This is a genomic window from Halomonas sp. MCCC 1A13316 (assembly GCF_014931605.1).
In the GTDB taxonomy this organism is placed as follows: domain Bacteria; phylum Pseudomonadota; class Gammaproteobacteria; order Pseudomonadales; family Halomonadaceae; genus Halomonas.
In genome coordinates, this window is record NZ_CP053382.1 from 356,694 (window position 1) to 379,838 (window position 23,145).

Annotated in this window: 13 protein-coding genes, 3 tRNA genes and 2 rRNA genes; 12 read left to right on the top strand and 6 right to left on the bottom strand. The window is 61.8% G+C overall.

Going from position 1 to position 23,145, the window contains the following annotated elements; all coding sequences use genetic code 11:
- Positions 1 to 212 precede the first annotated feature (212 nt).
- The 3 genes from HNO52_RS01725 to prlC form a co-directional block, all read right to left on the bottom strand.
- Complete coding sequence (locus HNO52_RS01725) at positions 213 to 1,934, bottom strand: Na/Pi cotransporter family protein (protein WP_197567372.1); 1,722 nt, start codon at positions 1,932 to 1,934, stop codon at positions 213 to 215.
- A 2-nt stretch (positions 1,935 to 1,936) separates the two neighbouring features.
- Positions 1,937 to 2,182 (bottom strand): YheV family putative zinc ribbon protein, encoded by a 246-nt coding sequence (locus HNO52_RS01730; RefSeq protein ID WP_197567373.1) that lies wholly within the window; start codon positions 2,180 to 2,182, stop codon positions 1,937 to 1,939.
- A 73-nt stretch (positions 2,183 to 2,255) separates the two neighbouring features.
- Positions 2,256 to 4,307 carry an oligopeptidase A gene (gene prlC, locus HNO52_RS01735; protein WP_197567374.1) on the bottom strand — a complete coding sequence of 684 codons (2,052 nt, stop codon included), beginning with the start codon at positions 4,305 to 4,307 and terminating at the stop codon, positions 2,256 to 2,258.
- A 143-nt stretch (positions 4,308 to 4,450) separates the two neighbouring features.
- Between prlC and HNO52_RS01740 the strand changes: the two genes are divergently transcribed.
- The 3 genes from HNO52_RS01740 (at position 4,451) to HNO52_RS01750 (ending at position 7,172) form a co-directional block, all read left to right on the top strand.
- The gene (locus tag HNO52_RS01740) at positions 4,451 to 5,791 is read left to right on the top strand and encodes a sodium-dependent transporter (RefSeq protein ID WP_197567375.1); all 1,341 of its coding nucleotides are present in this window, start codon (positions 4,451 to 4,453) and stop codon (positions 5,789 to 5,791) included.
- 42 nt (positions 5,792 to 5,833) lie between these two features.
- Positions 5,834 to 6,397: a gamma carbonic anhydrase family protein gene (locus tag HNO52_RS01745; RefSeq protein ID WP_197567376.1), complete on the top strand. Its 564-nt coding sequence runs from the start codon at positions 5,834 to 5,836 to the stop codon at positions 6,395 to 6,397.
- 103 nt (positions 6,398 to 6,500) lie between these two features.
- Positions 6,501 to 7,172 carry a metal-dependent hydrolase gene (locus HNO52_RS01750; RefSeq protein WP_197567377.1) on the top strand — a complete coding sequence of 224 codons (672 nt, stop codon included), beginning with the start codon at positions 6,501 to 6,503 and terminating at the stop codon, positions 7,170 to 7,172.
- On the opposite strand, the gene HNO52_RS01755 is transcribed toward HNO52_RS01750, so the two are convergent.
- From HNO52_RS01755 to HNO52_RS01765, 3 genes are read right to left on the bottom strand one after another with little or no spacing between them, the layout of a single operon-like run.
- On the bottom strand, positions 7,148 to 8,530 hold the full coding sequence (locus HNO52_RS01755; protein WP_197567378.1) for a sigma-54-dependent transcriptional regulator: 1,383 nt from the start codon (positions 8,528 to 8,530) through the stop codon (positions 7,148 to 7,150). The two genes, HNO52_RS01750 and HNO52_RS01755, sit on opposite strands and share 25 nt — an antisense overlap.
- Entirely contained in the window at positions 8,523 to 10,439 is a 1,917-nt protein-coding gene (locus HNO52_RS01760; protein ID WP_197567379.1) for a sensor histidine kinase, read from the bottom strand. The genes HNO52_RS01755 and HNO52_RS01760 overlap by 8 nt, the downstream gene beginning before the upstream one ends.
- A 10-nt stretch (positions 10,440 to 10,449) precedes the next feature.
- A complete protein-coding gene (locus HNO52_RS01765; RefSeq protein ID WP_197449397.1) occupies positions 10,450 to 11,223 on the bottom strand; it encodes a GntR family transcriptional regulator in 774 nt (257 codons plus the stop codon).
- A gap of 312 nt (positions 11,224 to 11,535) precedes the next feature.
- Between HNO52_RS01765 and HNO52_RS01770 the strand changes: the two genes are divergently transcribed.
- The 9 genes from HNO52_RS01770 to HNO52_RS01810 all read left to right on the top strand — a co-directional run bounded on the left by HNO52_RS01770 (position 11,536) and on the right by HNO52_RS01810 (position 23,050).
- The gene (locus HNO52_RS01770) at positions 11,536 to 12,291 is read left to right on the top strand and encodes a (Fe-S)-binding protein (protein WP_197567380.1); all 756 of its coding nucleotides are present in this window, start codon (positions 11,536 to 11,538) and stop codon (positions 12,289 to 12,291) included.
- Entirely contained in the window at positions 12,288 to 13,742 is a 1,455-nt protein-coding gene (locus tag HNO52_RS01775; protein WP_197567381.1) for a LutB/LldF family L-lactate oxidation iron-sulfur protein, read from the top strand. The genes HNO52_RS01770 and HNO52_RS01775 overlap by 4 nt, the downstream gene beginning before the upstream one ends.
- Complete coding sequence (locus HNO52_RS01780; RefSeq protein ID WP_197567382.1) at positions 13,739 to 14,407, top strand: LutC/YkgG family protein; 669 nt, start codon at positions 13,739 to 13,741, stop codon at positions 14,405 to 14,407. Before HNO52_RS01775 ends, HNO52_RS01780 begins: the two co-directional genes overlap by 4 nt.
- The gene (locus tag HNO52_RS01785) at positions 14,404 to 17,274 is read left to right on the top strand and encodes an FAD-binding and (Fe-S)-binding domain-containing protein (RefSeq protein ID WP_197567383.1); all 2,871 of its coding nucleotides are present in this window, start codon (positions 14,404 to 14,406) and stop codon (positions 17,272 to 17,274) included. The genes HNO52_RS01780 and HNO52_RS01785 overlap by 4 nt, the downstream gene beginning before the upstream one ends.
- 689 nt (positions 17,275 to 17,963) lie before the next feature.
- Positions 17,964 to 19,503: ribosomal RNA gene (locus tag HNO52_RS01790) — 16S ribosomal RNA — on the top strand.
- A 94-nt stretch (positions 19,504 to 19,597) separates the two neighbouring features.
- Positions 19,598 to 19,674: transfer RNA gene (locus HNO52_RS01795), tRNA-Ile, on the top strand.
- Between the two features lie 16 nt (positions 19,675 to 19,690).
- Positions 19,691 to 19,787, top strand: a tRNA-OTHER gene (locus HNO52_RS01800).
- Positions 19,788 to 19,873: 86 nt separating this feature from the next.
- Positions 19,874 to 19,949: transfer RNA gene (locus HNO52_RS01805), tRNA-Ala, on the top strand.
- Between the two features lie 211 nt (positions 19,950 to 20,160).
- Positions 20,161 to 23,050, top strand: a 23S ribosomal RNA gene (locus HNO52_RS01810).
- Together the 16S and 23S rRNA genes with 3 tRNA genes alongside form the textbook arrangement of a ribosomal RNA operon.
- Positions 23,051 to 23,145: the final 95 nt, after the last annotated feature.

The following is a 23,145-nucleotide window of genomic DNA, read 5'->3' on the forward strand; positions in this document are numbered from 1 at the left end:
CCCGGCGCGGTGAGCGCCGAAATGACATTTGGCATTGGTTATATAGCAGGCACTGTGCCATATAGGATTTTAATCAGCAGTATCAGCACGTTGCTGTGCATGAATTCGACCAAGGTCGAACGATGACGAGCGAGTCGGGGCTGGAGTCCCGCACAGATGGCTGGGTACGGCATGTGGAAATCCGCACATATTCGGTTGGCTGAAGGCTTTTCTCAAAGCGGAGAGGGTTCCAACAGGGCGGCGATCAGGCGACTGGCCTGGTGCAGGTCGTTCATCAAGCTGGAGGCGAGCCAGGGATCCAGTCGACGGGAACGGAGCCGCCTGGCCATCTCGTCCTGCCAATGACGGCGGACCTCGTCGATGGGTGCCGCTATCGTCTGGCTTTCCTGCTGCTCGACGAGCTGGTTGAGGCCGCTTGCCACGGCCAGCCGCAGGTCGTCGTGGGCCTCGCGCAAGGGGCTCATGCGTGCCGAGTGACGCAGCAGGCTGCGCTGCAGTACCTCGCCGAAGCGCAGAGCCTCTACCATGCGCAAGGTGCGCGACTGAAGCTTCGCTAGGCGCTGCTGTTGGTCCTCGGTAAGCGGTACGTCGATACGTGCCTGGAAGTCGAGGATACCCGTCAATAGGGGCTTGATGCGCTCGTGATAGTGAGCATTCACCAGTGGCCATGCCTCGGGGTCGATTGGGGCTTCCACGCTGCCTCGCTCCGGAGGATGACCGATCACGTCCGCACTGGACATGAGAATAGCGCTGCAGAGTAGATGGTAGACACGCCGATCGAGACGTCGGCACTCCTGCTCCATGGCGCTTACCGCGGTGTCGGCGTGATTCAGGGCGGCACTGTCCAGATAGCGTGCCTGGGTTGGTGGCAGCCTCGTAGGCTCTGGAAAGCGACGCTCGAGCAGGTCGGCCAGGCGCTTGATCCAAGGCAGCATCAGCACGATGCCCAGCAAGTTGAACAGGGTATGGAACAGAGCCAGCTTGAGCGGCCAGGCCGTAACGGCCAGGCCCACCAGTTCGGCGACGCCGTCCACCAGCCAGGCCAGCGGCACCAGCAATGCCAAGGCGACTGCAGCGGTAGCCACGTTGAAGATCACATGAGCGCCTGCCAGGCGCCGAGCGGCAACTCCCGCCGTCAGGGCACCCAGCACGGCAGTTACTGTTGTTCCGATATTGGCACCGATGGCGATGGCCAGTGCAGGCATGTAGGGTAGCTGGCCCGAGGCCAGGGCTGTCAGTGTGAGCAGTAGCGTGGCATGGCTCGATTGCATTATCACGGTGGCGAGAACACCGACCAGCACGAACAGCGGCCAGTGCCACAGCCGGTCGCCGACCAGCCCGTCAAGATGGATGCCGTCCTGCCACGCCTCGAAACCCAGCTTCATGAAATCGATGCCGAGGAACAGCAGGCCAATTCCCAGCAGCAGCCCGGCAATGCCGGACAGGATACCACTCAGGCGGTAGCGGCTGAGCAGGCCGAGGGCGAGCAGTGGCATGGCGTAATGGGCCAGGTCGAAACGCAGGCCGAGCGAGGCGATCAGCCAGGCGCCGGTGGTCGTGCCCAGGTTGGCGCCGAACAGCAAGGCGATGGCTCCGGGCAAGGCGACCAGGCCGGCACTGACGAATGACATGGCCAGCAGCGTGATGAGCGAACTGGACTGAACCAGAGCGGTAGCCAAGGCGCCGACTCCGATAGCTCGTCCAGGGTGGCTGGTGGCGGTGTGCAACCAGCGATCGAGGGTGCCGCCGGAGAGGCGTTTGACGGCTTCTTCCAGCAGCGTCATGCCCCACAGGAACAGTCCAAGTCCGGCGGCAAGCGTGGCAAGGTCGGGGCGTGATACCAGCAAGGCAGCAGCAGCTGCCAGGCCGAGCAGTTCCAAGCGAGGCTGCCAGCCTTGACGATTCCTGGGGCCGGGAGCTGTCTCAACTTTCACCGTCAACGGCTTCCTGGGTCTAGGATCCTCACGGTCTGGATGGTGTTGCGTTGCTGCTCCTCGCGCTCACGGTTGACGCGCGTCTCCAGTTCGGCAGCCGCTTCGTCCTCGATCGGTGCCTGTTCGAAGAAGTCGCAGCTGACGCAGTCGCGATAACGCACGCCGTTCTGCTCCCAGGAGCGGATGCGGTCCATCTCGGCACAGCGGGGGCAGATAGCGCCGGCAATGAAGCGTTTCTGAACGGCCATGGAGTCTCCGTAGACTGTCCGCCGGTGAATCCGGCGGCGCTGTGGCTAACGATACCTTGCCGCGCTCATGGAGTCAGGCAGCACGGATACCGCTGTGGCGTAGCAGCGGCTCGACGCTGGGCTCGCGGCCGCGGAAGGCCCGGAACAGCTCTGCAGCGTCGCGAGCCCCGCCCTGCTCGAGTATCTCGCTGCGGAAGCGACGCCCGGTTTCAGAGTCGAAGATGCCGGCCTCCTCGAAGGCGCTCCAGGCATCGGCAGAGAGTACCTCGGCCCACTTGTAGCTGTAGTAGCCTGCGGCATAACCGCCGGCGAAGATATGGCTGAAGCCGTTCTGAAAGCGATTGAAGTCGGCCTTCGGCACGACCGATACGGCATCGCGCACCTCGTCGAGCAGGGCCTGCACCTCGGCCGCCGTGGGCGCGCTCAGCTCATGGTGCAGGCGCAGATCGAACAGCGAAAACTCCAGCTGGCGCAGCAGGCCCATGGCCGACTGGAAGTTCTTGGCCGCTTGCAGTCGCTCCAGCAGCTCAGCCGGCAATGCCTCGCCGCTGTCGACGTGTGCGGCGATCAGGTCGAGGCCCTCGCGCTCCCAGCAATAGTTCTCCATGAACTGGCTGGGCAGTTCCACCGCGTCCCAGGCCACGCCGTTGATGCCGGACACTTCGGCCACCGTCTGCCGGGTCAGCATGTGGTGCAGGCCATGGCCGAACTCATGGAACAGGGTGGTGACTTCGTCGTGGGTCAACAGCGCCGGCTTGTCGCCCACCGGGCGGGTGAAGTTGCAGGTCAGGTAGGCCACCGGCAACTGAAGGCCTCCATCCTCGTGGGAGCGGCGTACTCGGCACTCGTCCATCCAGGCGCCGCCGCGCTTGCCTTCGCGGGCGTAGAGGTCGAGGTAGAAGCCGGCAATGGGCTCTCCGTTCTCCAGGATGCGGAAGTAGCGTACCTCGGGATGGTAGCGGGGCGCCTGGAGATCCTCTTCGAAGGTGACGCCGTAGAGGCGCTCGACGACGCGGAACAGGCCGTCGACCACTCTTGGCGCAGGGAAGTAGGGACGTAGCTGCTCCTGGGAGATGGCGTGGCGAGCCTCGCGCAGCTTTTCGCTGGCATAGCCGATATCCCAGGGGGCCAGCTCGGGGAGGTCAAGCGTTTCGCGAGCATAGGCTGCGAGTTCGGCGAACTCCTCCCGGGCTTGGGGCACCGCACGGCGAGCAAGGTCGTCGAGAAAGTCCTGCACCTGACGGGGTGACTCGGCCATCTTGGTGGCCAAGGACAGATCGGCATAGCTGGCGAAGCCGAGCAGTTCGGCCAGTTCGTGGCGCAGGGCCAAGGTTTCCTCGATGATCGGTGCGTTGTCGTACTCGCCGGCATTGGGCCCCTGGTCCGAAGCGCGGGTGACAAAGGCGGTGTAGACCTCGCGGCGCAGCTCGCGGTCGTCGGCAAAAGTCAGCACGGGGTAGAAGCTGGGGAAATCAAGGGTGATGCGATAGCCCTTGACGCCTTTGGCCTCGGCATTGGCGGCCAGTGTCGCCAGGGCGCTCTCCGGCAAACCGGCCAGTCTGGCCGTGTCGTCGATGTCCTTGTGCCAGGCCTGGGTGGCATCGAGCAGTTGGTTGGAGAAGGTGTTGGAGAGTTCCGATAGGCGCGCCTTGATCTCGCCGTAGCGCTTCTTCTGCTCCGCCGGCAAGTCGACGCCGGCGAGGCGGAAGTCGCGCAGGGTATTGTCGACGCTGCGGCGCTGGGCTTCATCCAGCTCGGCCCAGGCCGGCCCCTCCTTGAGCGCCTGCCAGGCGCGGAACAGCCCCTCATGCTGGCCCAGCCAGGTGCTGTAATCCGATAGCTTGCCCAGGCAGGCCTGGTAGGCCTCGCGCAGAGCCGGTGAATTCATGGTGCCATTGAGATGCGAAACCGGCGACCAGGCACGAGACAGCCGGTCGTTGAGCGCCTCGAGTGGAGCGGCCAGGCTCTCCCAGGTTGGCGCCTCCTGCTGAGCGCGCTCGACCAGAGCCTCGGTCCCGGCGCGATTGTCGGCGAGCAGTTTGTCGATTGCCGGTACCACGTGCTCCGACTTGATCGCGGCGAAGGGGGGCAGCTCATGGGGCTCAAGCAGCGGATTGTGGGGCATGCGCACCTCGGGTTGACGTCGGGCGAGTGAAAGCGAATAGCAGTTAGATGCGGCCGCTGGGGGCGGGTTTCAATCCCTCAGGGGATTGGTGGTTATGGAACGGCCTGATAGGCTTGCGCCTCCACGAAAGTCGAGGTGACGGCATGAACGCAACCCTGGAACGCTGGAGTACGCGGCGGGCCTTCATCCTGGCAGTGACGGGCGCTGCGGTGGGGCTTGGCAACATCTGGCGCTTTCCGTACATCACCGGAGAGAATGGCGGAGCCGCCTTCCTGGTGCTCTATGTGGCTTTCGTGCTTCTGCTGGGACTGCCGGTCATGATGGCCGAGATCCTGATCGGCCGCGCCGGACGGCGCGCGCCCATGCAGTCGTTGGGGTATCTGGCCGGCCTGGCCGGGGCCAGCCGTCACTGGCGCCTGCTGGGACTGTTCGGCGCCTTCACCGTGTTCTGCATCCTGTCGTTCTACTCCGTCGTTTCGGGCTGGTCCATCGAGTTTCTCATTACGGCGGTCAATGGCGGCTTCGCCGGCCGCGGCGCCGACGAGATAGCCGCCGGGTTCGAGGCATTCCTGGGCGATTCGCGCCGAATGGCCTTCAACCATACGTTGTTCCTCTTCATGACCATGACCGTGGTCGCGGGGGGCGTAGCCAAGGGGCTGGAGCGGCTCAACAACCTGCTGATGCCGTTGCTCTACCTGCTGCTGGTGTTGCTTGCCGGCTACGCTGCCACAACCGATGGGTTCGGCGCGGCGCTGGCCTGGCTGTTCAAGCCGGATTTTTCGGCCATCACCCCGTTGGTGATCATGCACGCCATGGGGCATGCCTTCTTCACCCTGGCGCTAGGGGCCTGTGCGCTGATGGCTTACGGCGCCTATATGCCGGAGCATCAAAGCCTGCCGCGTGCGGCCGGAGCGGTAGCCGTGCTCGATGTCGGCGTGGCATTGTTGGCTGGCATCGCCATCTTCTCGGTCGTGTTCACCCAAGGCATGGATCCCGGCGAGGGGCCGGGGCTGATGTTCGTCACTCTGCCCATCGCCTTTGCCGAGCTGCCCTGGGGGGCGCTGTGGCTCAGCGTGTTCTTCCTGTTGCTGCTGCTGGCGACCTGGACCTCTTCGATCAACCTGGCCGAACCCATGGTGGCCACCCTGCAGGGAATGGGGCTGAGTCGCGGCAAGGCCGCGGCAGTGGTCGGTGTCTCGGTGTGGCTGGTGGGGCTGTTGTCGGTGTTGTCTTTCTCCGCCCTGGCCGAGTGGCGCCCTCTGTTCGGTATGAACTTCTTCGATCTGGTCACGACCATTCCCACCGAGATCTTCCTGCCGGTGGGCGGGCTTTTGATCGCCGTCTTCGCCGCCTGGATCATGTCGCGACAGGAGGCCCAGGCCGCCCTGGGCACCGGAGAGTCGGGCTTTCGCGTGTGGCAAGGGGTGGTACGCTGGATCTCGATTCCCCTGGTGGCCGCCGTGCTGGTGGCCGGGTTGTTGTAAATCACATGATTCGACCGGTCAGGGCGCCGGCATGGAGATAGCATGAACTCAAACGATCCCATTCGCCGCTGGCAGGGTTCACGGCCCACTCTGGGGGCGAGAGTCTACGTGGACCCGGCCTGCATGGTGCTGGGCGACGTGACGTTGGGCGACGACTGTTCGGTCTGGCCCATGGCGGTGATTCGTGGTGACATGCATCGTATCCGCATCGGTGCTCGCACCAGCGTGCAGGATGGCAGCGTGCTTCACATCACACACGCCAGCGATTTCAACCCCGACGGCTTTCCATTGACCATTGGCGACGATGTCACCATTGGCCATAAGGCGATCCTGCACGGCTGCACTCTGGGCAGTCGTATCCTGGTCGGCATGGGCGCCATCGTCATGGACGGCGCGGTGGTCGAGGATGAGGTGATCATCGCCGCCGGTGCCGTGGTGACTCCAGGCAAGCGTCTCGAGAGCGGTTTCGTCTATGTCGGCAATCCGGCCAAGGCGCTGCGTCCGCTGAAGGACAAGGAGCGCGCTTTTTTCCCCTATACCGCTGGCAATTACGTGAAGCTGAAGAATCAGTATCTGGCGGAATATGGAGAGTCGACAGAGAAGTAACGCTGCGTTGCGTGTTCTAACAACAAGTGTCTTCCAAGTCTTTGTTTTTCTGAGCTGGGCAAGCGATAATCTGTATATTTATTCAGCTAGAGGTTTGCCCGGCATGGCCGATTTTCGCACCCATCTGAGTGCCGCCGTGGGCGGCGGCACCCTGCTCGCCTTTGCCGGCTGGCAGGGTGGGCTCTGGACGCCGAGCGAGGCGTTACCGCTGGGGATATTGACCGCCTTCGGGGGCATCCTGCCCGATATCGATGCCGATCATTCCCACGCCGTGCGGCTGATATTCAATACCATGGCCGTACTGGCGGTAATGGTAGGGGTTCTCCTGCTGCATGCTCAGCTCGAGCCGGGGGCGTTGTTGATGGCGTGCGGCGGGCTCTATGTCGGGGTGCGCCTCGTACTCAGTCCGATTTTCAAGCGCTTTTCCGTGCATCGCGGCATCTGGCACTCGCTGCTGGCTGCCGTGCTGTGCGGATTGGTGACCAGCGTGGCCGGCTACCAGTGGCTCGGTCAGCCGGCCAGGTTGGCCTGGTCTCAAGGGCTGGCACTGCTGCTGGGCTACTGCATCCACCTGCTGCTCGACGAGCTCTACAGCGTGGATCTAACCGGCGCGCGGCTCAAGCGTTCCTTCGGCACGGCAATCAAGCCGTTCGACTACAGTGCGCCAGGCAATTCTCTGTTCATGCTGCTGGTCGCGGCGAGCCTGATGCTCTGGCTGCCGCCTCTCGCCTCCCTCCATGAACTGTTGCTTCAGGGTTCGACTTTCTGGCGGTAGTCCTCAGCCCTGAGGCTGTACTTGCGCAGCTTGTCGTAGAGCGTCTTGCGCGGCAGGCCAAGATGTTCACAAACCTCCGTAATGCGACCACGATGGCTGGCCAGCGACTGGCTGATCAGGCTCTTCTCGAACAGTTCCACCTGCTGCGGCAGGGCCAGCTCTGGGTTGTCCGCCTCGACGCCCTCCAGCAAACCATCAAGACGATAGTCGAAGGCTGAGCCCAGCAGTACGTAACGTTCGGCCAGATTGCGCAGTTCGCGTACGTTGCCGGGCCAGTCGTGGGCCATGAGGGAGGAAATGCCGCCGGTGTCCAGCGGCGGGGCTTCCAGCCCGCTGCGGTTGGCGGCGACCACGGCGAAGTGCTGAAACAACAGAGGGATGTCCTCCCGCCGTTCGCGCAGCGGCGGGATCGGCAGGGTGACGACGTTGAGCCGGTAATAAAGGTCCTCGCGGAATTCGCCGGCTTCTGCGGCCAGCTTGAGATCGACCTTGGTCGCGGCAATGACGCGAATGTCCAACGGCACGGCCTCGTTGGCGCCGAGACGCTCGACGCAGCGCTCCTGAAGCACCCGCAGTAGCTTGACCTGCAGCGCCAGCGGCATGGACTCGATCTCGTCGAGAAACACGCTGCCGCCGTTGGCGTGCTCGAACTTGCCGATGCGTCGTTCCACGGCCCCCGTGAAGGCGCCTTTTTCATGGCCGAACAGCTCCGACTCGATGATGCTCTCCGGTACCGCACCGCAGTTGATGGCAACGAAGGGGTGTCCGCCGCGGGGGCTGCGCTCATGAATGGCACGCGCCACCAGATCCTTGCCGGTACCGGTCTCGCCAAACAGCAGCACATCGGTTTCCACCTGAGCGATGCGCTGCACCATGGACGCGAGGCGCTGGATGGCAGGGGTACGCCCCACCAGGCGTGGGCCGGGAGCAGCCTGCTGTGCTTCCAGTTCGGCTTTCAGCTGGCGGTTCTCGAGGCTGAGGCGTCGCTTGTCAACGCCGCGGCGAACCATCTCGACCAGCCGCTCCCCGGCAAAGGGTTTCTCCAGAAAGTCCCAGGCGCCCTCGCGCATGGCTTCCACGGCGGTGGAGATGTCGCCATGACCGGTGATCAGAATGACCGGCAGGTCGGGGTCGCGCAGGCGGACTTCGCGCAGCAGAGCCATGCCGTCCATGCCGGGCATGCGGATGTCGCTGACGATCACGCCGGGAAAGTCGGGGGCGAGCGCCTCCAGGGCACTCTCGGCGCTGGCGTGGGGTTCCGGTTGGTAGCCGGCCAGTTCCAGGGTCTGGCCAGCGGTGATGCGCAGGTGGGGTTCGTCGTCGATGATGAGTACCGGAATGGTCGCCGGGTCATGCATGTGAGCGTTGCTCCTGGGTTGGCGATGACTGGGAAGCGTCGGGACGTTCCTCGCGGGGCAGGGTAATGGTGAAACAGGCGCCGGCGCCAGGAGGGTTGGTGGCCTCGATGCTACCTCCCAGATCCTTGATGATGCGCGCTGAGATCGACAATCCCAGCCCCAGTCCGCTGCCGGGGGATTTGGTGGTGAAGAAGGGCTCGAAGATGCGCGACAGGTGCGGCTCCGGGATGCCGGGGCCGGTATCGGTGACGCTGATCCGCACCTGGGCCTGCTCGACCTCGACGCTGAGGATGAGCTTGGGCACGGGCGATTCCGTCATGGCCTGAAGCGCGTTGCCAATCAGGTTGACCAGCACCTGCTCGAGGCGCACCAGGTCGGCATGCACCCAGACTTCATCCTCCCAACAGCGAATCACCTCGACGTCGCGCAGGCGGCTCTGGTAGAGCCGCAGCGCATAATCGAAACATGCCTGCACCGATACCGCCGTCAGCGAGCTATCGCTCTTGCGTGAGAACTGGCGCAATTGTGCGCTGATCTCGGCCATGCGTTCGGTCAGCTCGACGACCTGGGCCAGGTTGGCATCGGCGGCTTCCAGTCGCTGACGCTCGAGGAAGGCGCGGGCATTTTCGGCGTAGGCGCGAATGGCGGCCAGCGGCTGGTTGAGTTCATGATTGATACCGGCGGCCAGTTGGCCGAGTACGGCAAGCTTGGCGGCCTGTATCAGCTCGTCGCGGGTCTGGCGAAGATTCTCCTCCGCCCGGCGTCGCTCTTCGATCTCATCGGAGAGCAGGCGGTTGGTCTCCAGCAAGTCGCGGGTGCGGTGCTCGACATTGCGCTCCAGTTCGTCCCGCGCACGGGCCAGGGTGTGGCGCTCGCGCTCGGCGAACAGCTCCCGTTCACGACGCAGCCGCAGGCGTTGCCAGCCGATGCCGCCGGCCAGTACCACCACGCCGTAGAGTCCACCGGCCAGCGCGGCGGCCAGCCACTGTGCCCGATAAACGGTGCCGAGCGGCTTGAGGATGTGCATATTCCAACCGAACGCCTCCATGGGGCGGGCCAGGCCGAGATAGCGGCTGCCGGTCAGCGGCCCCTGATCGAAACGCACCAGTTGGCTGCCATCGCTGCGCTGGGCGAAGACTTCGATGCCGGATGGAGACAGTGGCTCGTCAGCGTAGCGGCGAGTGGCCAGCAGCGCCTGCCGCTCCTGCTCGGAGAGTGGATGCAGTGCGGCCATGCGCAGCGCGGGATGGCTGGCCATGAAGATAATGTCGTCTTCGTCGGTCACCATCAGCTCGGCGTCCTGCTCGGCCCAGCTCTCTTCTATCGCATCGAGCAGCACCTTGATCACCATCACCCCGCTGGGACGGGCGTCGGGGGCGGTATCATCGAGCCACACCGGAGCCGAGAAATAGTAGCCACGTTCCAACGACTGCACGCCCAGCCCGTAGAAGCGGCCGCGCTTGCCCTGGATGGCATCCTGGTAGTAGCTGCGGAAGGCGTAGTTCTGGCCAATGAAGGTATCGGGCCGATGCCAGTTGCTGGCGGCCACGGTATTCGCGTTTGCATCCAGCAGGTAGACGTCCGAGACATCGGCGGTAGCACGGAACTGGTCGAGCAACAGGTTGAGTGGCATGGCGTCCTGCTGCCCCTGGTTGAGCAGGAAGCGCTGAACCATCTCCCGCGAAGCCAGTAACTGCGGCAGGTAGTCATGGCGCGTAAGATGGCCTTCGAGGCCGGCGGCGGAGAGACGCAGCTCGTTCTCGGCCTCCCGCATCAGGGATTGCAACGCCTGTTCGCGCGCTACTTGGGAGGCTTGCCACATGACCAGAATCAGGCCGAGCGGCAGCAGTAGCAGTAACAGCCAGCGCAGGGGGAGCGGCAGGCGGGGCGGGCGATGAGGGCCTTTCACGAGGCGTTCCCTACAGCTGGATTTCCGGCAGCGCCTGGGCGCGTCTTAGTGCCCGCTGAGCACGGGTCTCGGCACGCTCCATTTCGAGCAGTTCTTCCTCGACGAAGACCAGATGCTCATGGGAGCGCGCGCGGGCATCCTCAGCCCGGCCTTCGAGAATGGCATCGAGCAGGGCGCGGTGCTGCTTCATCAGCATTGGGCGCGACTGGGGTTTCTCGAACAGGTGGGCAAGGTTATCGACGATACTCTTTTCCAGTAAGTGAAAAATACCGCGAATGGTGTGCAGCAGCAGTACGTTGTGCGCCGCTTCGGCAATGGCCAGGTGGAAGGCAGCATCTGCCTTGGCTTCAAGCTCCGGGTCGCGGCCGGCGAAGCAGGCTTCCAGCTCCTCGAAGCGCTTGATCAGCATGGCGCGATCGGCCGGGGTGGAGCGCAGGGCGGCATAATAGGCCGAAATGCCCTCCATGGCGTCGCGGAACTCGAGCAGATCCAGATGGAACTCCTGGTGCCTGGCCAGCATGTCGAGCAACGGATCGCTGTAGCCGCTATTGAGCTCGCGCGTGACGAAGGTGCCGCCGCCCTGACGGCTGGTCAGCAGGCCTCGGGTCGCCAGCTTTTGAATAGCTTCGCGTAGCGAAGGGCGCGAAACTCCAAAGCGCTCGGCCAGTTCGCGCTCCGGAGGCAGTCGCTGGCCTGGCTTGAGACTACCCTCGAGTATCATCGCCTCGAGGCGCTCGGTGATGACGTCGGCCAGTCGCGGCTGGCGTACGTTCTGATAAGTCATGCAAGACTCCTTGGAGAGTCAGTGTTCGCCTAATTGGTCTTACCAATAGTGGCCTGAAACGCATCTCCTTGCAAATGGCTAGACACTTACTCAGGCCTATTTTGCGTGAAGGCAATATATAGGCCGAATGGCCGATAGACGAAAGTCTATGCGAATACGAGACATAAAACAGGGCTTGGCGTTGACACTGCTAATGGTGAGTTCTAAGGTTCAACGATCTTTACGGGTAAATTGGTTTTACCAATTTTCATAAATCAGAAAGCTACCATCAGCAGACCGCTACGGCCGCCGGGCCGACAGTGAGGGAGCCTCATGACGCCAGTCAAGCTGTATCCGCCCAAGCCGGAGAAGGTCTACTTCTTCGGCACCTGCCTGATCGACCTGTTCTACCCAGGCGCCGGTCTGGATGGCATTCGCTTGCTCGAGCGGGAAGGCATCGAGGTGGTTTTCCCCCAGGGGCAGACCTGCTGCGGCCAACCAGCCTACACTTCCGGCTATCACGATGAGGCGCGGGCCGTGGCGGTGGCCCAGCTAGACCTTTTTCCCGAGTCCTGGCCGATCGTCATTCCTTCGGGTTCGTGCGGCGGCATGATGCGTACCCATTACCCCCAGCTCTTCGCCGGCACCGAGCATGAGGCGCAGGCGAAAGAAGTTGCCGGGCGGATATTCGAGCTGACTGAATTCCTGCTGCACGTGTGCCAGCTCAGGCTCGAGGACCACGGGCAGCCCGAAAAAATCGCCATGCATACTTCCTGCAGTGCCAGACGTGAGATGGGGCTGGCCGAAACAGGCCCGGCCCTGCTGTCCAGGATGGGCCAGGTCGAGCTGGTGGAGCAGGCCAGGGCCGCCGAGTGCTGCGGCTTCGGTGGTACCTTTGCGGTGCGCCATCCCGAGGTTTCCGCGGCCATGGTAGAGGACAAGTCCCAGGCGATCGAGGCCACCGGAGCAACACGCTTCGTCACCTCGGACTGCGGTTGCCTGATGAACATCGCCGGCCGCTTCGAGCATCAGGACAAGGCGATCGAGGGCGAGCATATCGCCAGCTACCTGTGGCGGAGAACCTCATGAGCTCAGCACACGAATCGGTAAAGATCTACACTCCGCGCGAGTTTCATCGCCAAGCCCACGATGCCCTCGGCAACCCTCAGATTCGCGCCAATTTCCGTCGGGCGATGGATGGCCTGATGGGTAAGCGGCGTGATGTATTCAGCGACTGGGATCTCGAAACCCTGCGCGAGCTGGGTGCCAGCATTCGCCTGCGGGCGCTGGCCAAGCTGCCCGACCTGCTCGAACGGCTCGAGGCCAACTGCCAGGCCAACGGCATCCAGGTGCACTGGGCCGAGAATGGCGACGAGGCGTGCCGCATCATCCGCGAGATCTGCCAGCGCCACGATGCCAAGGCCGTGATCAAGGGCAAGTCGATGGTTTCCGAGGAGATGCATCTCAACGCCCATCTGGAAGAGGCGGGCATCGAGGCGCTGGAGTCCGACCTCGGCGAGTACTTGGTGCAGCTCAACGAGCAGACGCCTTCTCACATCATCATGCCGGCGATCCATCTCAATACCGATGAGATCTCCGAAATCATGCACGACAAAACGGGTATAGAGCGCACCCGGGACGTCGACTATATGACCGCGGCGGCCCGCGCCCAGCTGCGCGAGCGCTTCATGGCCGCCGACGTAGGCATCTCTGGGGTCAATTTCGCCGTCGCAGAGACCGGTACCCTGTGCCTGGTGGAGAATGAAGGCAACGGGAGGATGACCACCACCGTGCCGCCGGTTCACATCGCCGTGACCGGCATCGAGAAGGTGGTCGAGCATCTGCGCGACGTGCCGCCGCTCTATGCGCTGCTCACTCGCTCGGCCACTGGCCAGCACGTCACCACCTACTTCAACATGATCAGCTCACCGCGCAAGCCGGGTGAGCACGATGGGCCGAAAGAGGTTCATCTGGTGCTGGTCGACAGTGGACGTTCGAACATTTATCAGGACAACGAGCTGCTCGACACCCTGCGCTGCATCCGCTGCGGCGCCTGCATGAATCACTGCCCGGTCTATACCCGCGTGGGCGGCCACACCTACGGGACCACCTACCCTGGACCCATCGGCAGCATTCTGATGCCGCACATGATGGGGCTGGAAGAGACCAAGGATCTTCCCACAGCGTCGAGCCTGTGTGGTGCCTGCGGTGAAGTGTGTCCGGTGAAGATTCCGATTCCCGACCTGCTGGTGCGCCTGCGACGTGAGTCGGTGGGCGAGGGTCGCGGCAACGTGCCTGGCGCCGGGGTCAAGCGTACCAGGAAGGAGGCGGCTGCCTGGAAGGGGTTTCAGTGGCTGGCCACACACCCCTCCGTCTGGCGCAGTGGTGCGTCGCTTGCCGGCAAGTTGCAGGCGTTGGCTCCGTCGAAGCTGGGGCCATGGACCGAGTACCGCACTGCGCCCAAGCCAGCCAAGAAGACGCTGCATGAACTGGTCAAACGGCACCAGGCGGAAAAGGCCAAGGGGAAGGAGCGTTCATGAGCGCCCGCAACAATATTCTCAAGCGCCTGCGCGAACGCGCCGACGGCCCGCTGACGGCACCTGAGAGCGACTTTGCCGTAGTCACGGGGCGCGGCTGGGGGCACGAAGAGCGGCTGGCCCGCTTCGAGCGCTGGATCACCTCCGTGCATGGCGAGGTGATCCACACCTCCCGCGCCTCCTGGGCTTCCGCCTTGGCCGAGGTGCTCGAGGTCAAAGGCATTCGCCGACTGGCGCTGGGGCGCGAGCACCCCGTTGCCGCCGAGGCGCGTGCGGCTCTGGCCGAGCTGGGCGTCACCTTGATCGACGCCGATCGCGACATCGAGACCTGGCAGCGCGAGCAGTTCCACGACGCCGAGGCGGGGCTGACCTCCACCCGCGGCGCCATCGCTGAGACCGGCAGCCTGTGGCTGTGGCCGACGCTCGACGAGCCGCGACTGCTGAGTCTGGTGCCGCCGATCCATATCGCCGTGCTCGATGCCGACAGCGTCGAGGACACTTTTTTTGACGTGGTGGAAAGCCACGCCTGGGCCGCGGGCATGCCCACCAACGCCCTGCTGATTTCGGGGCCGAGCAAGACCGCCGATATCGAGCAGACCCTGGCCTACGGCGTGCATGGCCCTCGCGAGCTGGTCGTTCTGCTGCGTCACAGCGAGCAGGGCCCATGACGGCTGCAACGATGGCGACACCTGCCGACGCCTGGCACGAGCTCAAGCGTGAGCTGCTCGAAATCATGAATGCCGAGCGACTTATCGACGACCCGCTGCGCACCCTGGCCTACGGTACCGACGCCAGCTTCTACCGGCTGATTCCCAGACTGGTGGTTCGTCCGGTGAATGAAGACGAGCTGATGGCGGTGCTGGCCGGCTGTCGTGCGCGCAAGCTGCCGGTCACCTTTCGCGCCGCCGGTACTTCGCTTTCTGGGCAAGCCGTGACCGACTCGGTGTTGATCCAACTGCGTGAAGGCTGGCGCGGGCACGAAATCCTCGACGGTGGTCGCGCCATCCGCCTGCAGCCCGGTGTGATCGGTGCCCGAGCCAACCAACTGCTGGCGCCTTTCAGGCGCAAGATCGGCCCCGACCCGGCTTCGATCAACAGCTGCATGATCGGCGGCATTGCCGCCAACAACGCGTCGGGCATGTGCTGCGGCACGGCGCAGAACAGCTATCGTACAGTGCGCGACATTCGCGTGATCCTGGCCGACGGCACCCGCCTGGACACCGCCGATCCGGCGAGCCGCGAGGTCTTTCGCCATCGCTATGCCGAACTCGTCGAAGGTTTGGAGCGGCTCGCTGCCGAGACCCGCTCCAACGAGCCGCTTGCCGAAAAGATTCGCCACAAGTATCGGCTCAAGAACACTACCGGCTATGCGCTCAACAGTCTTATCGATTTCGATGATGGCATCGAGATTCTCAAGCACCTCATGATCGGCTCCGAGGGCACGCTCGGTTTCATCAGCACCATTACCTACGAAACGGTAGTCGACGAGCTGCACAAAGCCGCCGCACTGGTCTTCCTGCCCGATATGGCCGCCACCTGCCGTGCCACCATCGCATTGAAGCAGGCGCCGGTCTCGGCGGTGGAGCTGATGGACCGCGCCGCATTGCGCTCGGTCGAGAGCAAGCCGGGCATGCCCGAAGTGCTCAAGACTCTGCCCGGCGGGGCGGCGGCGCTTCTCATTGACGTGCGTGGTAACGACGAGTCGCAGCTCGAAGAGCGGCTCCAGGCGGTACAGACCATCTTCGAGGGTATACACACCCTGGAGCCGGTTACCTTTACCCATGACAAGGGCACCTACGAGCTCTACTGGAAAATTCGTAAGGGCCTTTTTCCCGCCGTCGGCGCGGTGCGCGACACTGGCACTACGGTCATCATCGAGGACGTGGCGTTTCCCATCGAGCGTCTTGACGAGGGTGTGCTGGCGTTGACCGAGGTCTTCCACCGCCACGGCTATCCGGAGGCGATCCTGTTCGGCCATGCGCTGGAGGGCAATCTTCACTTCGTCTTTCCTCAAGGCTTCGAGAAGCCCGGCGAGGTTGAGCGCTACCAGGCATTGATGGACGAGGTCGCGCAACTGGTCGGCGTCGAATATGGCGGTTCGCTCAAGGCCGAGCACGGCACCGGGCGCAACATGGCGCCTTACGTGGAACTCGAGTGGGGCCCCGAGGCCTATGCCCTGATGTGGCAGATCAAGGTGCTGTTCGATCCCGAGAACCTGCTGAACCCCGATGTCATTCTCAGCCGCAACCCGACGCTACACCTGGAAAACCTCAAGCCGCTACCGGCCGCCGATCCTATCGTCGACAAGTGCATCGAGTGTGGTTTCTGCGAGCATGTCTGCCCCTCTCGGGACCTCACCCTGACGCCGCGTCAGCGTATCGTCATTGCGCGGGAGATGGCCCGGCTAGAGGCGCTGGGCGACGGCCTCGATACGCAAGAGGCCGGACGGCTGGAGCAACTGCGCAAGGACTATCGCTACGCTGGCGACGAGACTTGTGCCGTCGATGGGCTCTGTGCCACCCAGTGCCCTGTGGGTATCAATACCGGCGAGCTGATACGCGAGCTACGTCATGAGCGACTGGCCCAGCATGCTGATATGGCCCGGAGGGTAGGGCGGCATTTCTCCGGTACTACGCGCCTGGCTCGGGGCATGCTCAACCTGGCGAGTACCGGGCGGGCCATACTCGGCGAGCGTGGGCTCTCCAAAGTCAGCGGAGCCATTACCCAGGCGAGTGGCGGGCGCGTGCCGCAATGGATGCCTACCCTGCCAAAGGCGGCTCCGGTACGCGTGCTCGGACGGGGTCGCGTTTCCGACAGCACGCGAGAAAAAGTGGTCTACTTTCCTTCCTGTGCCACCCGAGTATTCGGCGCAGGACATGGCGACAGCGAAAGTCGCTCGATTATGGAGATCACGCTCTCGCTGCTCGACAAGGCCGGCTTCGAGGTGATCGTGCCCGAAATGTCGGGACATCTCTGCTGTGGCATGGCCTTCCAGTCCAAGGGCCAGTTCGACGAGGCGACACACAAGGCCCGCGAGCTCAATCGCGAACTGCTGGTGGCAAGCCAGAACGGACGCTACCCGATCCTCAGCGACACCAGCCCCTGCGTGCTGCATATGCAGGGGCGGCTGGATGAGCGCCTCACTGTGCAGGAGCCAGTGGCCTTCGCCCACGACCATCTATTGTCTCGCCTCGACCTCACGCCGCTCGATGAGCGCGTGGCAGTCCATATGACCTGCTCGAGTACCCATATGGGGCTGGGTGAGCGTATGGTGGCCCTGGCACAGGCCTGTGCCCGCGAGGTGGTGGTACCGGCTGAGATCACCTGCTGCGGTTTCGCCGGCGACAAGGGGCTGGTCACACCGGAACTCAACGCCTCGGCGCTCAAGGGGCTGGCCGGGCAGGTGGATGAGTGCGAGGCCGGCTATTCCAACTCGCGCACCTGCGAGATCGGCCTCTCGCTGCATGGCGGCATCCCGTATCGCTCGATCCTGTCGCTGCTGGATCGTGCCAGTCGCGGACGGAGTGCCGCGTGAGAACAGGGATTCGACCACAGGCGGTCGTTCCGCACCGCCTGTGGATAGCTTGCCCGTTATTGCTTCTTCATGCCCCTGCCGTCATTCTGAAACTTTTTTACAGGCAGCCCTTGCAGGGTCGCGGTGAAAGCCGTAAAGTACGCATCCGCTGCCGGCAACGGGCAACGTTGTCAGCGGTGGGAAGAGTGGTAAGTGGCTGTCGCGCTTTGGATTTTTCGGCTCGCTTCGCAAAATTACTGCTTGACGCTCACGGTGGATTCGGTAGAATGCGCCCCACTCGAGAGAGGCCCGCCGAGGGCTCTCACGGAAACCGGCGACGCCGGTCTTCGACGCCAGGTTCGCTACGGTGACGGCCTCGAAGGGAGTTGACAGACTCCGCCGAATCGGTAGAATACGCCTTCCTCGCAGGGCGCTGGCGAGGCCGCTGACAGAGTCAGTTGCCACGACAGCAAGCGAGACGCTCCGCGCTTCAGGCAGTGATTGAAGCGAGTGGGAGCCGCTCTTTAACAATCGATCAGGTAATTCATGTGGGCGCTTGTCGACGAGGTGGGTGAGAAGTCACACCCTATCGAGGCAAGCGACTCGTCGAAGACCTTCGGGTCTTTTTGAGAAGCTTTGACCTTGAGCCAAGTTTGGTTCGCTTTTGTCCGTTTCTTCGGAAAGGGATGAGTAAGAACCGCAATGATTTGAAACTGAAGAGTTTGATCATGGCTCAGATTGAACGCTGGCGGCAGGCCTAACACATGCAAGTCGAGCGGCAGCACGGGGAGCTTGCTCCCTGGTGGCGAGCGGCGGACGGGTGAGTAATGCATAGGAATCTGCCCGATAGTGGGGGATAACCTGGGGAAACCCAGGCTAATACCGCATACGTCCTACGGGAGAAAGCGGGGGCTCTTCGGACCTCGCGCTATCGGATGAGCCTATGTCGGATTAGCTGGTTGGTGAGGTAATGGCTCACCAAGGCGACGATCCGTAGCTGGTCTGAGAGGATGATCAGCCACATCGGGACTGAGACACGGCCCGAACTCCTACGGGAGGCAGCAGTGGGGAATATTGGACAATGGGGGCAACCCTGATCCAGCCATGCCGCGTGTGTGAAGAAGGCCTTCGGGTTGTAAAGCACTTTCAGTGGGGAAGAAAGCCTTCCGGTCAATACCCGGGAGGAAGGACATCACCCACAGAAGAAGCACCGGCTAACTCCGTGCCAGCAGCCGCGGTAATACGGAGGGTGCGAGCGTTAATCGGAATTACTGGGCGTAAAGCGCGCGTAGGTGGCTTGATAAGCCGGTTGTGAAAGCCCCGGGCTCAACCTGGGAACGGCATCCGGAACTGTCAGGCTAGAGTGCAGGAGAGGAAGGTAGAATTCCCGGTGTAGCGGTGAAATGCGTAGAGATCGGGAGGAATACCAGTGGCGAAGGCGGCCTTCTGGACTGACACTGACACTGAGGTGCGAAAGCGTGGGTAGCAAACAGGATTAGATACCCTGGTAGTCCACGCCGTAAACGATGTCGACTAGCCGTTGGGTCCTTCGCGGACTTTGTGGCGCAGTTAACGCGATAAGTCGACCGCCTGGGGAGTACGGCCGCAAGGTTAAAACTCAAATGAATTGACGGGGGCCCGCACAAGCGGTGGAGCATGTGGTTTAATTCGATGCAACGCGAAGAACCTTACCTACCCTTGACATCCTGCGAACCCTTCGGAGACGAAGGGGTGCCTTCGGGAGCGCAGAGACAGGTGCTGCATGGCTGTCGTCAGCTCGTGTTGTGAAATGTTGGGTTAAGTCCCGTAACGAGCGCAACCCTTGTCCCTATTTGCCAGCGATTCGGTCGGGAACTCTAGGGAGACTGCCGGTGACAAACCGGAGGAAGGTGGGGACGACGTCAAGTCATCATGGCCCTTACGGGTAGGGCTACACACGTGCTACAATGGTTGGTACAAAGGGTTGCAAGCTCGCGAGAGCAAGCTAATCCCAGAAAGCCGATCTCAGTCCGGATCGGAGTCTGCAACTCGACTCCGTGAAGTCGGAATCGCTAGTAATCGTGAATCAGAATGTCACGGTGAATACGTTCCCGGGCCTTGTACACACCGCCCGTCACACCATGGGAGTGGACTGCACCAGAAGTGGTTAGCCTAACCTTCGGGAGGGCGATCACCACGGTGTGGTTCATGACTGGGGTGAAGTCGTAACAAGGTAGCCGTAGGGGAACCTGCGGCTGGATCACCTCCTTAAACGACGTATCGCCGCCTCGCGGCAAGTGCTCACAATGAATTACCTGATCGACCAGAGCAAAGACTGTTTGGGTATGGACCCAGCGCGACCAATGGGTCTGTAGCTCAGTTGGTTAGAGCGCACCCCTGATAAGGGTGAGGTCGGCAGTTCAAATCTGCCCAGACCCACCATTCTCGAGCTTCGGCCGGGTCTGTCGCTCAGTTGGTGAGAGCGCACCCCCGCAAGTGCTGTAAGGAGAAGGGTGAGGTCGCCGGGTTTATTTCAAATCTGCCCAGACCCACCAAATTTGCGTGATACGTCGTTGAAAGACTCCTCGTATAGCAGGCTATACGTCGTCGTCTTTCGCCTTGTCTCACACAAATTACTTTCGGGGCCATAGCTCAGCTGGGAGAGCGCCTGCCTTGCACGCAGGAGGTCAGCGGTTCGATCCCGCTTGGCTCCACCACACTTCTCCACAGTCTACCCTGATCGGATCTGCAGTCATAAGCCAGCGTCGCGCCTTGCGATGTCGGGTTTATGACTGTCGATTGACAGTCTGCTCTTTAACAATGTGAATCATGCTGACAATTTCTCCGCAAGGAGAAATGCGAGATACGTCTCAAGCGTATCCGGCAATTGTCGTACGTAATCGCGGACCAGACCCTTTCGGGTTATATGGTCAAGCGATTAAGCGCATACGGTGGATGCCTTGGCAGCCAGAGGCGATGAAGGACGTTGTAGCCTGCGATAAGGCTCGGTGAGGTGGCAAACAACCTGTGACCCGGGCATTTCCGAATGGGGAAACCCACCCTGCACAAGCAGGGTATCCCACACTGAATCCATAGGTGTTGGGAGGCGAACCGGGGGAACTGAAACATCTAAGTACCCCGAGGAAAAGAAATCAACCGAGATTCCCCTAGTAGCGGCGAGCGAACGGGGACTAGCCCTTAAGCGACACAATCGATAGGCGAACAGGCTGGGAAGCCTGACCATAGCGGGTGATAGTCCCGTAGCCGAAATCCGAGTGGCGTGAAAACGAGTAGGTCGGGGCACGAGAAACCTTGACTGAACATGGGGGGACCATCCTCCAAGGCTAAATACTCCTGGCTGACCGATAGTGAACCAGTACCGTGAGGGAAAGGCGAAAAGAACCCCGGCGAGGGGAGTGAAATAGATCCTGAAACCGTATGCGTACAAGCAGTGGGAGCCGACTTGTTCGGTGACCGCGTACCTTTTGTATAATGGGTCAGCGACTTATTTTCAGTGGCGAGCTTAACCGAATAGGGGAGGCGTAGCGAAAGCGAGTCTTAACTGGGCGACCAGTCGCTGGAAATAGACCCGAAACCGGGCGATCTATCCATGAGCAGGTTGAAGGTTGAGTAACATCAACTGGAGGACCGAACCAGGATCTGTTGAAAAAGATTTGGATGACTTGTGGATCGGAGTGAAAGGCTAATCAAGCCCGGAGATAGCTGGTTCTCCTCGAAAGCTATTTAGGTAGCGCCTCACGTATCACCATCGGGGGTAGAGCACTGTTTCGGCTAGGGGGCCATCCCGGCTTACCAACCCGAGGCAAACTCCGAATACCGGTGAGTGCGAGCGTGGGAGACACACGGCGGGTGCTAACGTCCGTCGTGAAAAGGGAAACAACCCAGACCGTCAGCTAAGGTCCCGAAATCCTGGTTAAGTGGGAAACGATGTGGGAAGGCTCAGACAGCTAGGAGGTTGGCTTAGAAGCAGCCATCCTTTAAAGAAAGCGTAATAGCTCACTAGTCGAGTCGGCCTGCGCGGAAGATGTAACGGGGCTAAACCAGGTACCGAAGCTACGGGCTTGCCGAATGGCAAGCGGTAGAGGAGCGTCGTGTAAGCCGATGAAGGTGGATTGAGAAGTCTGCTGGAGGTATCACGAGTGCGAATGCTGACATGAGTAACGACAAGGGGAGTGAAAAACTCCCCCGCCGGAAGACCAAGGGTTTCTGTTCGACGCTAATCGGAGCAGAGTGAGTCGGCCCCTAAGGCGAGGCCGAAAGGCGTAGTCGATGGGAAACGGGTCAATATTCCCGTACCTCACTGTATTGCGATGGGGGGACGAAGAAGGCTAGGTGAGCCAGGCGTTGGTTGTCCTGGTGAAAGCCAGTAGGCTGGGGGTTCAGGCAAATCCGGATCCCCAAGGCCGAGAGGCGAGACGAACACCCCACGGGGTGGAAGTCATCGATGCCACGCTTCCAGGAAAAGCCTCTAAGCTTCAGATACAGTGGGACCGTACCCCAAACCGACACAGGTGGTCAGGTAGAGAATACCAAGGCGCTTGAGAGAACTCGGGTGAAGGAACTAGGCAAAATGGTGCCGTAACTTCGGGAGAAGGCACGCCGGCGTAGGGTGAAGGCACTTGCTGCTGGAGCTCGAACCGGTCGAAGATACCAGGTGGCTGCAACTGTTTATTAAAAACACAGCACTCTGCAAACGCGCAAGCGGACGTATAGGGTGTGACGCCTGCCCGGTGCCGGAAGGTTAAGTGATGGTGTTAGCCCTCGGGCGAAGCTCTTGATCGAAGCCCCGGTAAACGGCGGCCGTAACTATAACGGTCCTAAGGTAGCGAAATTCCTTGTCGGGTAAGTTCCGACCTGCACGAATGGCGTAATGATGGCCACGCTGTCTCCACCCGAGACTCAGTGAAATTGAAATCGCAGTGAAGATGCTGTGTACCCGCGGCTAGACGGAAAGACCCCGTGAACCTTTACTATAGCTTCACACTGGACGCTGATGTTGCTTGTGTAGGATAGCTGGGAGGCTAGGAAACCCGGACGCCAGTTCGGGCGGAGCCACCCTTGAAATACCAGCCTGGCATCATTGGCGTTCTAACTCAGGTCCGTGATCCGGATCGAGGACAGTGTGTGGTGGGTAGTTTGACTGGGGCGGTCTCCTCCCAAAGAGTAACGGAGGAGCACGAAGGTACCCTCAGCACGGTCGGAAATCGTGCATTGAGTGCAAGAGCATAAGGGTGCTTGACTGCGAGACAGACACGTCGAGCAGGTACGAAAGTAGGTTCTAGTGATCCGGTGGTTCTGTATGGAAGGGCCATCGCTCAACGGATAAAAGGTACTCCGGGGATAACAGGCTGATACCGCCCAAGAGTTCACATCGACGGCGGTGTTTGGCACCTCGATGTCGGCTCATCACATCCTGGGGCTGAAGTCGGTCCCAAGGGTATGGCTGTTCGCCATTTAAAGTGGTACGCGAGCTGGGTTTAGAACGTCGTGAGACAGTTCGGTCCCTATCTGCCGTGGGCGTTGGATGTTTGAGAAGAGCTGCTCCTAGTACGAGAGGACCGGAGTGGACGCACCTCTGGTGTTCCGGTTGTCACGCCAGTGGCATTGCCGGGTAGCTACGTGCGGACGGGATAACCGCTGAAAGCATCTAAGCGGGAAGCCCCCTTCAAGATGAGACATCCCCGAGGCCTCGAGCCTCCTGAAGGGCCCAGCGAGACCAGCTGGTTGATAGGCCGGGTGTGGAAGCGCTGCGAGGCGTTGAGCTAACCGGTACTAATGGCCCGTGAGGCTTGACCATATAACCCCAAGGGGTCTGCGCATTGCGCACGAAAATTGACGGATACGCCCGGGCACGCCCCGGCGAGACGTATCGCTCAGCATGATTCCAACCGT

What these genes read in the sequence shown, in the direction of transcription:
- HNO52_RS01740 (WP_197567375.1), top strand. Translation starts at nt 4,451, where the DNA reads ATGAACGCAACCCTGGAACGCTGGAGTACGCGGCGGGCCTTCATCCTG.
- HNO52_RS01730 (WP_197567373.1), bottom strand. Translation starts at nt 2,182, where the DNA reads ATGGCCGTTCAGAAACGCTTCATTGCCGGCGCTATCTGCCCCCGCTGT.
- HNO52_RS01785 (WP_197567383.1), top strand. Translation starts at nt 14,404, where the DNA reads ATGACGGCTGCAACGATGGCGACACCTGCCGACGCCTGGCACGAGCTC.
- HNO52_RS01780 (WP_197567382.1), top strand. Translation starts at nt 13,739, where the DNA reads ATGAGCGCCCGCAACAATATTCTCAAGCGCCTGCGCGAACGCGCCGAC.
- HNO52_RS01755 (WP_197567378.1), bottom strand. Translation starts at nt 8,530, where the DNA reads ATGCATGACCCGGCGACCATTCCGGTACTCATCATCGACGACGAACCC.
- prlC (WP_197567374.1), bottom strand. Translation starts at nt 4,307, where the DNA reads ATGCCCCACAATCCGCTGCTTGAGCCCCATGAGCTGCCCCCCTTCGCC.
- HNO52_RS01770 (WP_197567380.1), top strand. Translation starts at nt 11,536, where the DNA reads ATGACGCCAGTCAAGCTGTATCCGCCCAAGCCGGAGAAGGTCTACTTC.
- HNO52_RS01775 (WP_197567381.1), top strand. Translation starts at nt 12,288, where the DNA reads ATGAGCTCAGCACACGAATCGGTAAAGATCTACACTCCGCGCGAGTTT.
- HNO52_RS01745 (WP_197567376.1), top strand. Translation starts at nt 5,834, where the DNA reads ATGAACTCAAACGATCCCATTCGCCGCTGGCAGGGTTCACGGCCCACT.
- HNO52_RS01750 (WP_197567377.1), top strand. Translation starts at nt 6,501, where the DNA reads ATGGCCGATTTTCGCACCCATCTGAGTGCCGCCGTGGGCGGCGGCACC.
- HNO52_RS01765 (WP_197449397.1), bottom strand. Translation starts at nt 11,223, where the DNA reads ATGACTTATCAGAACGTACGCCAGCCGCGACTGGCCGACGTCATCACC.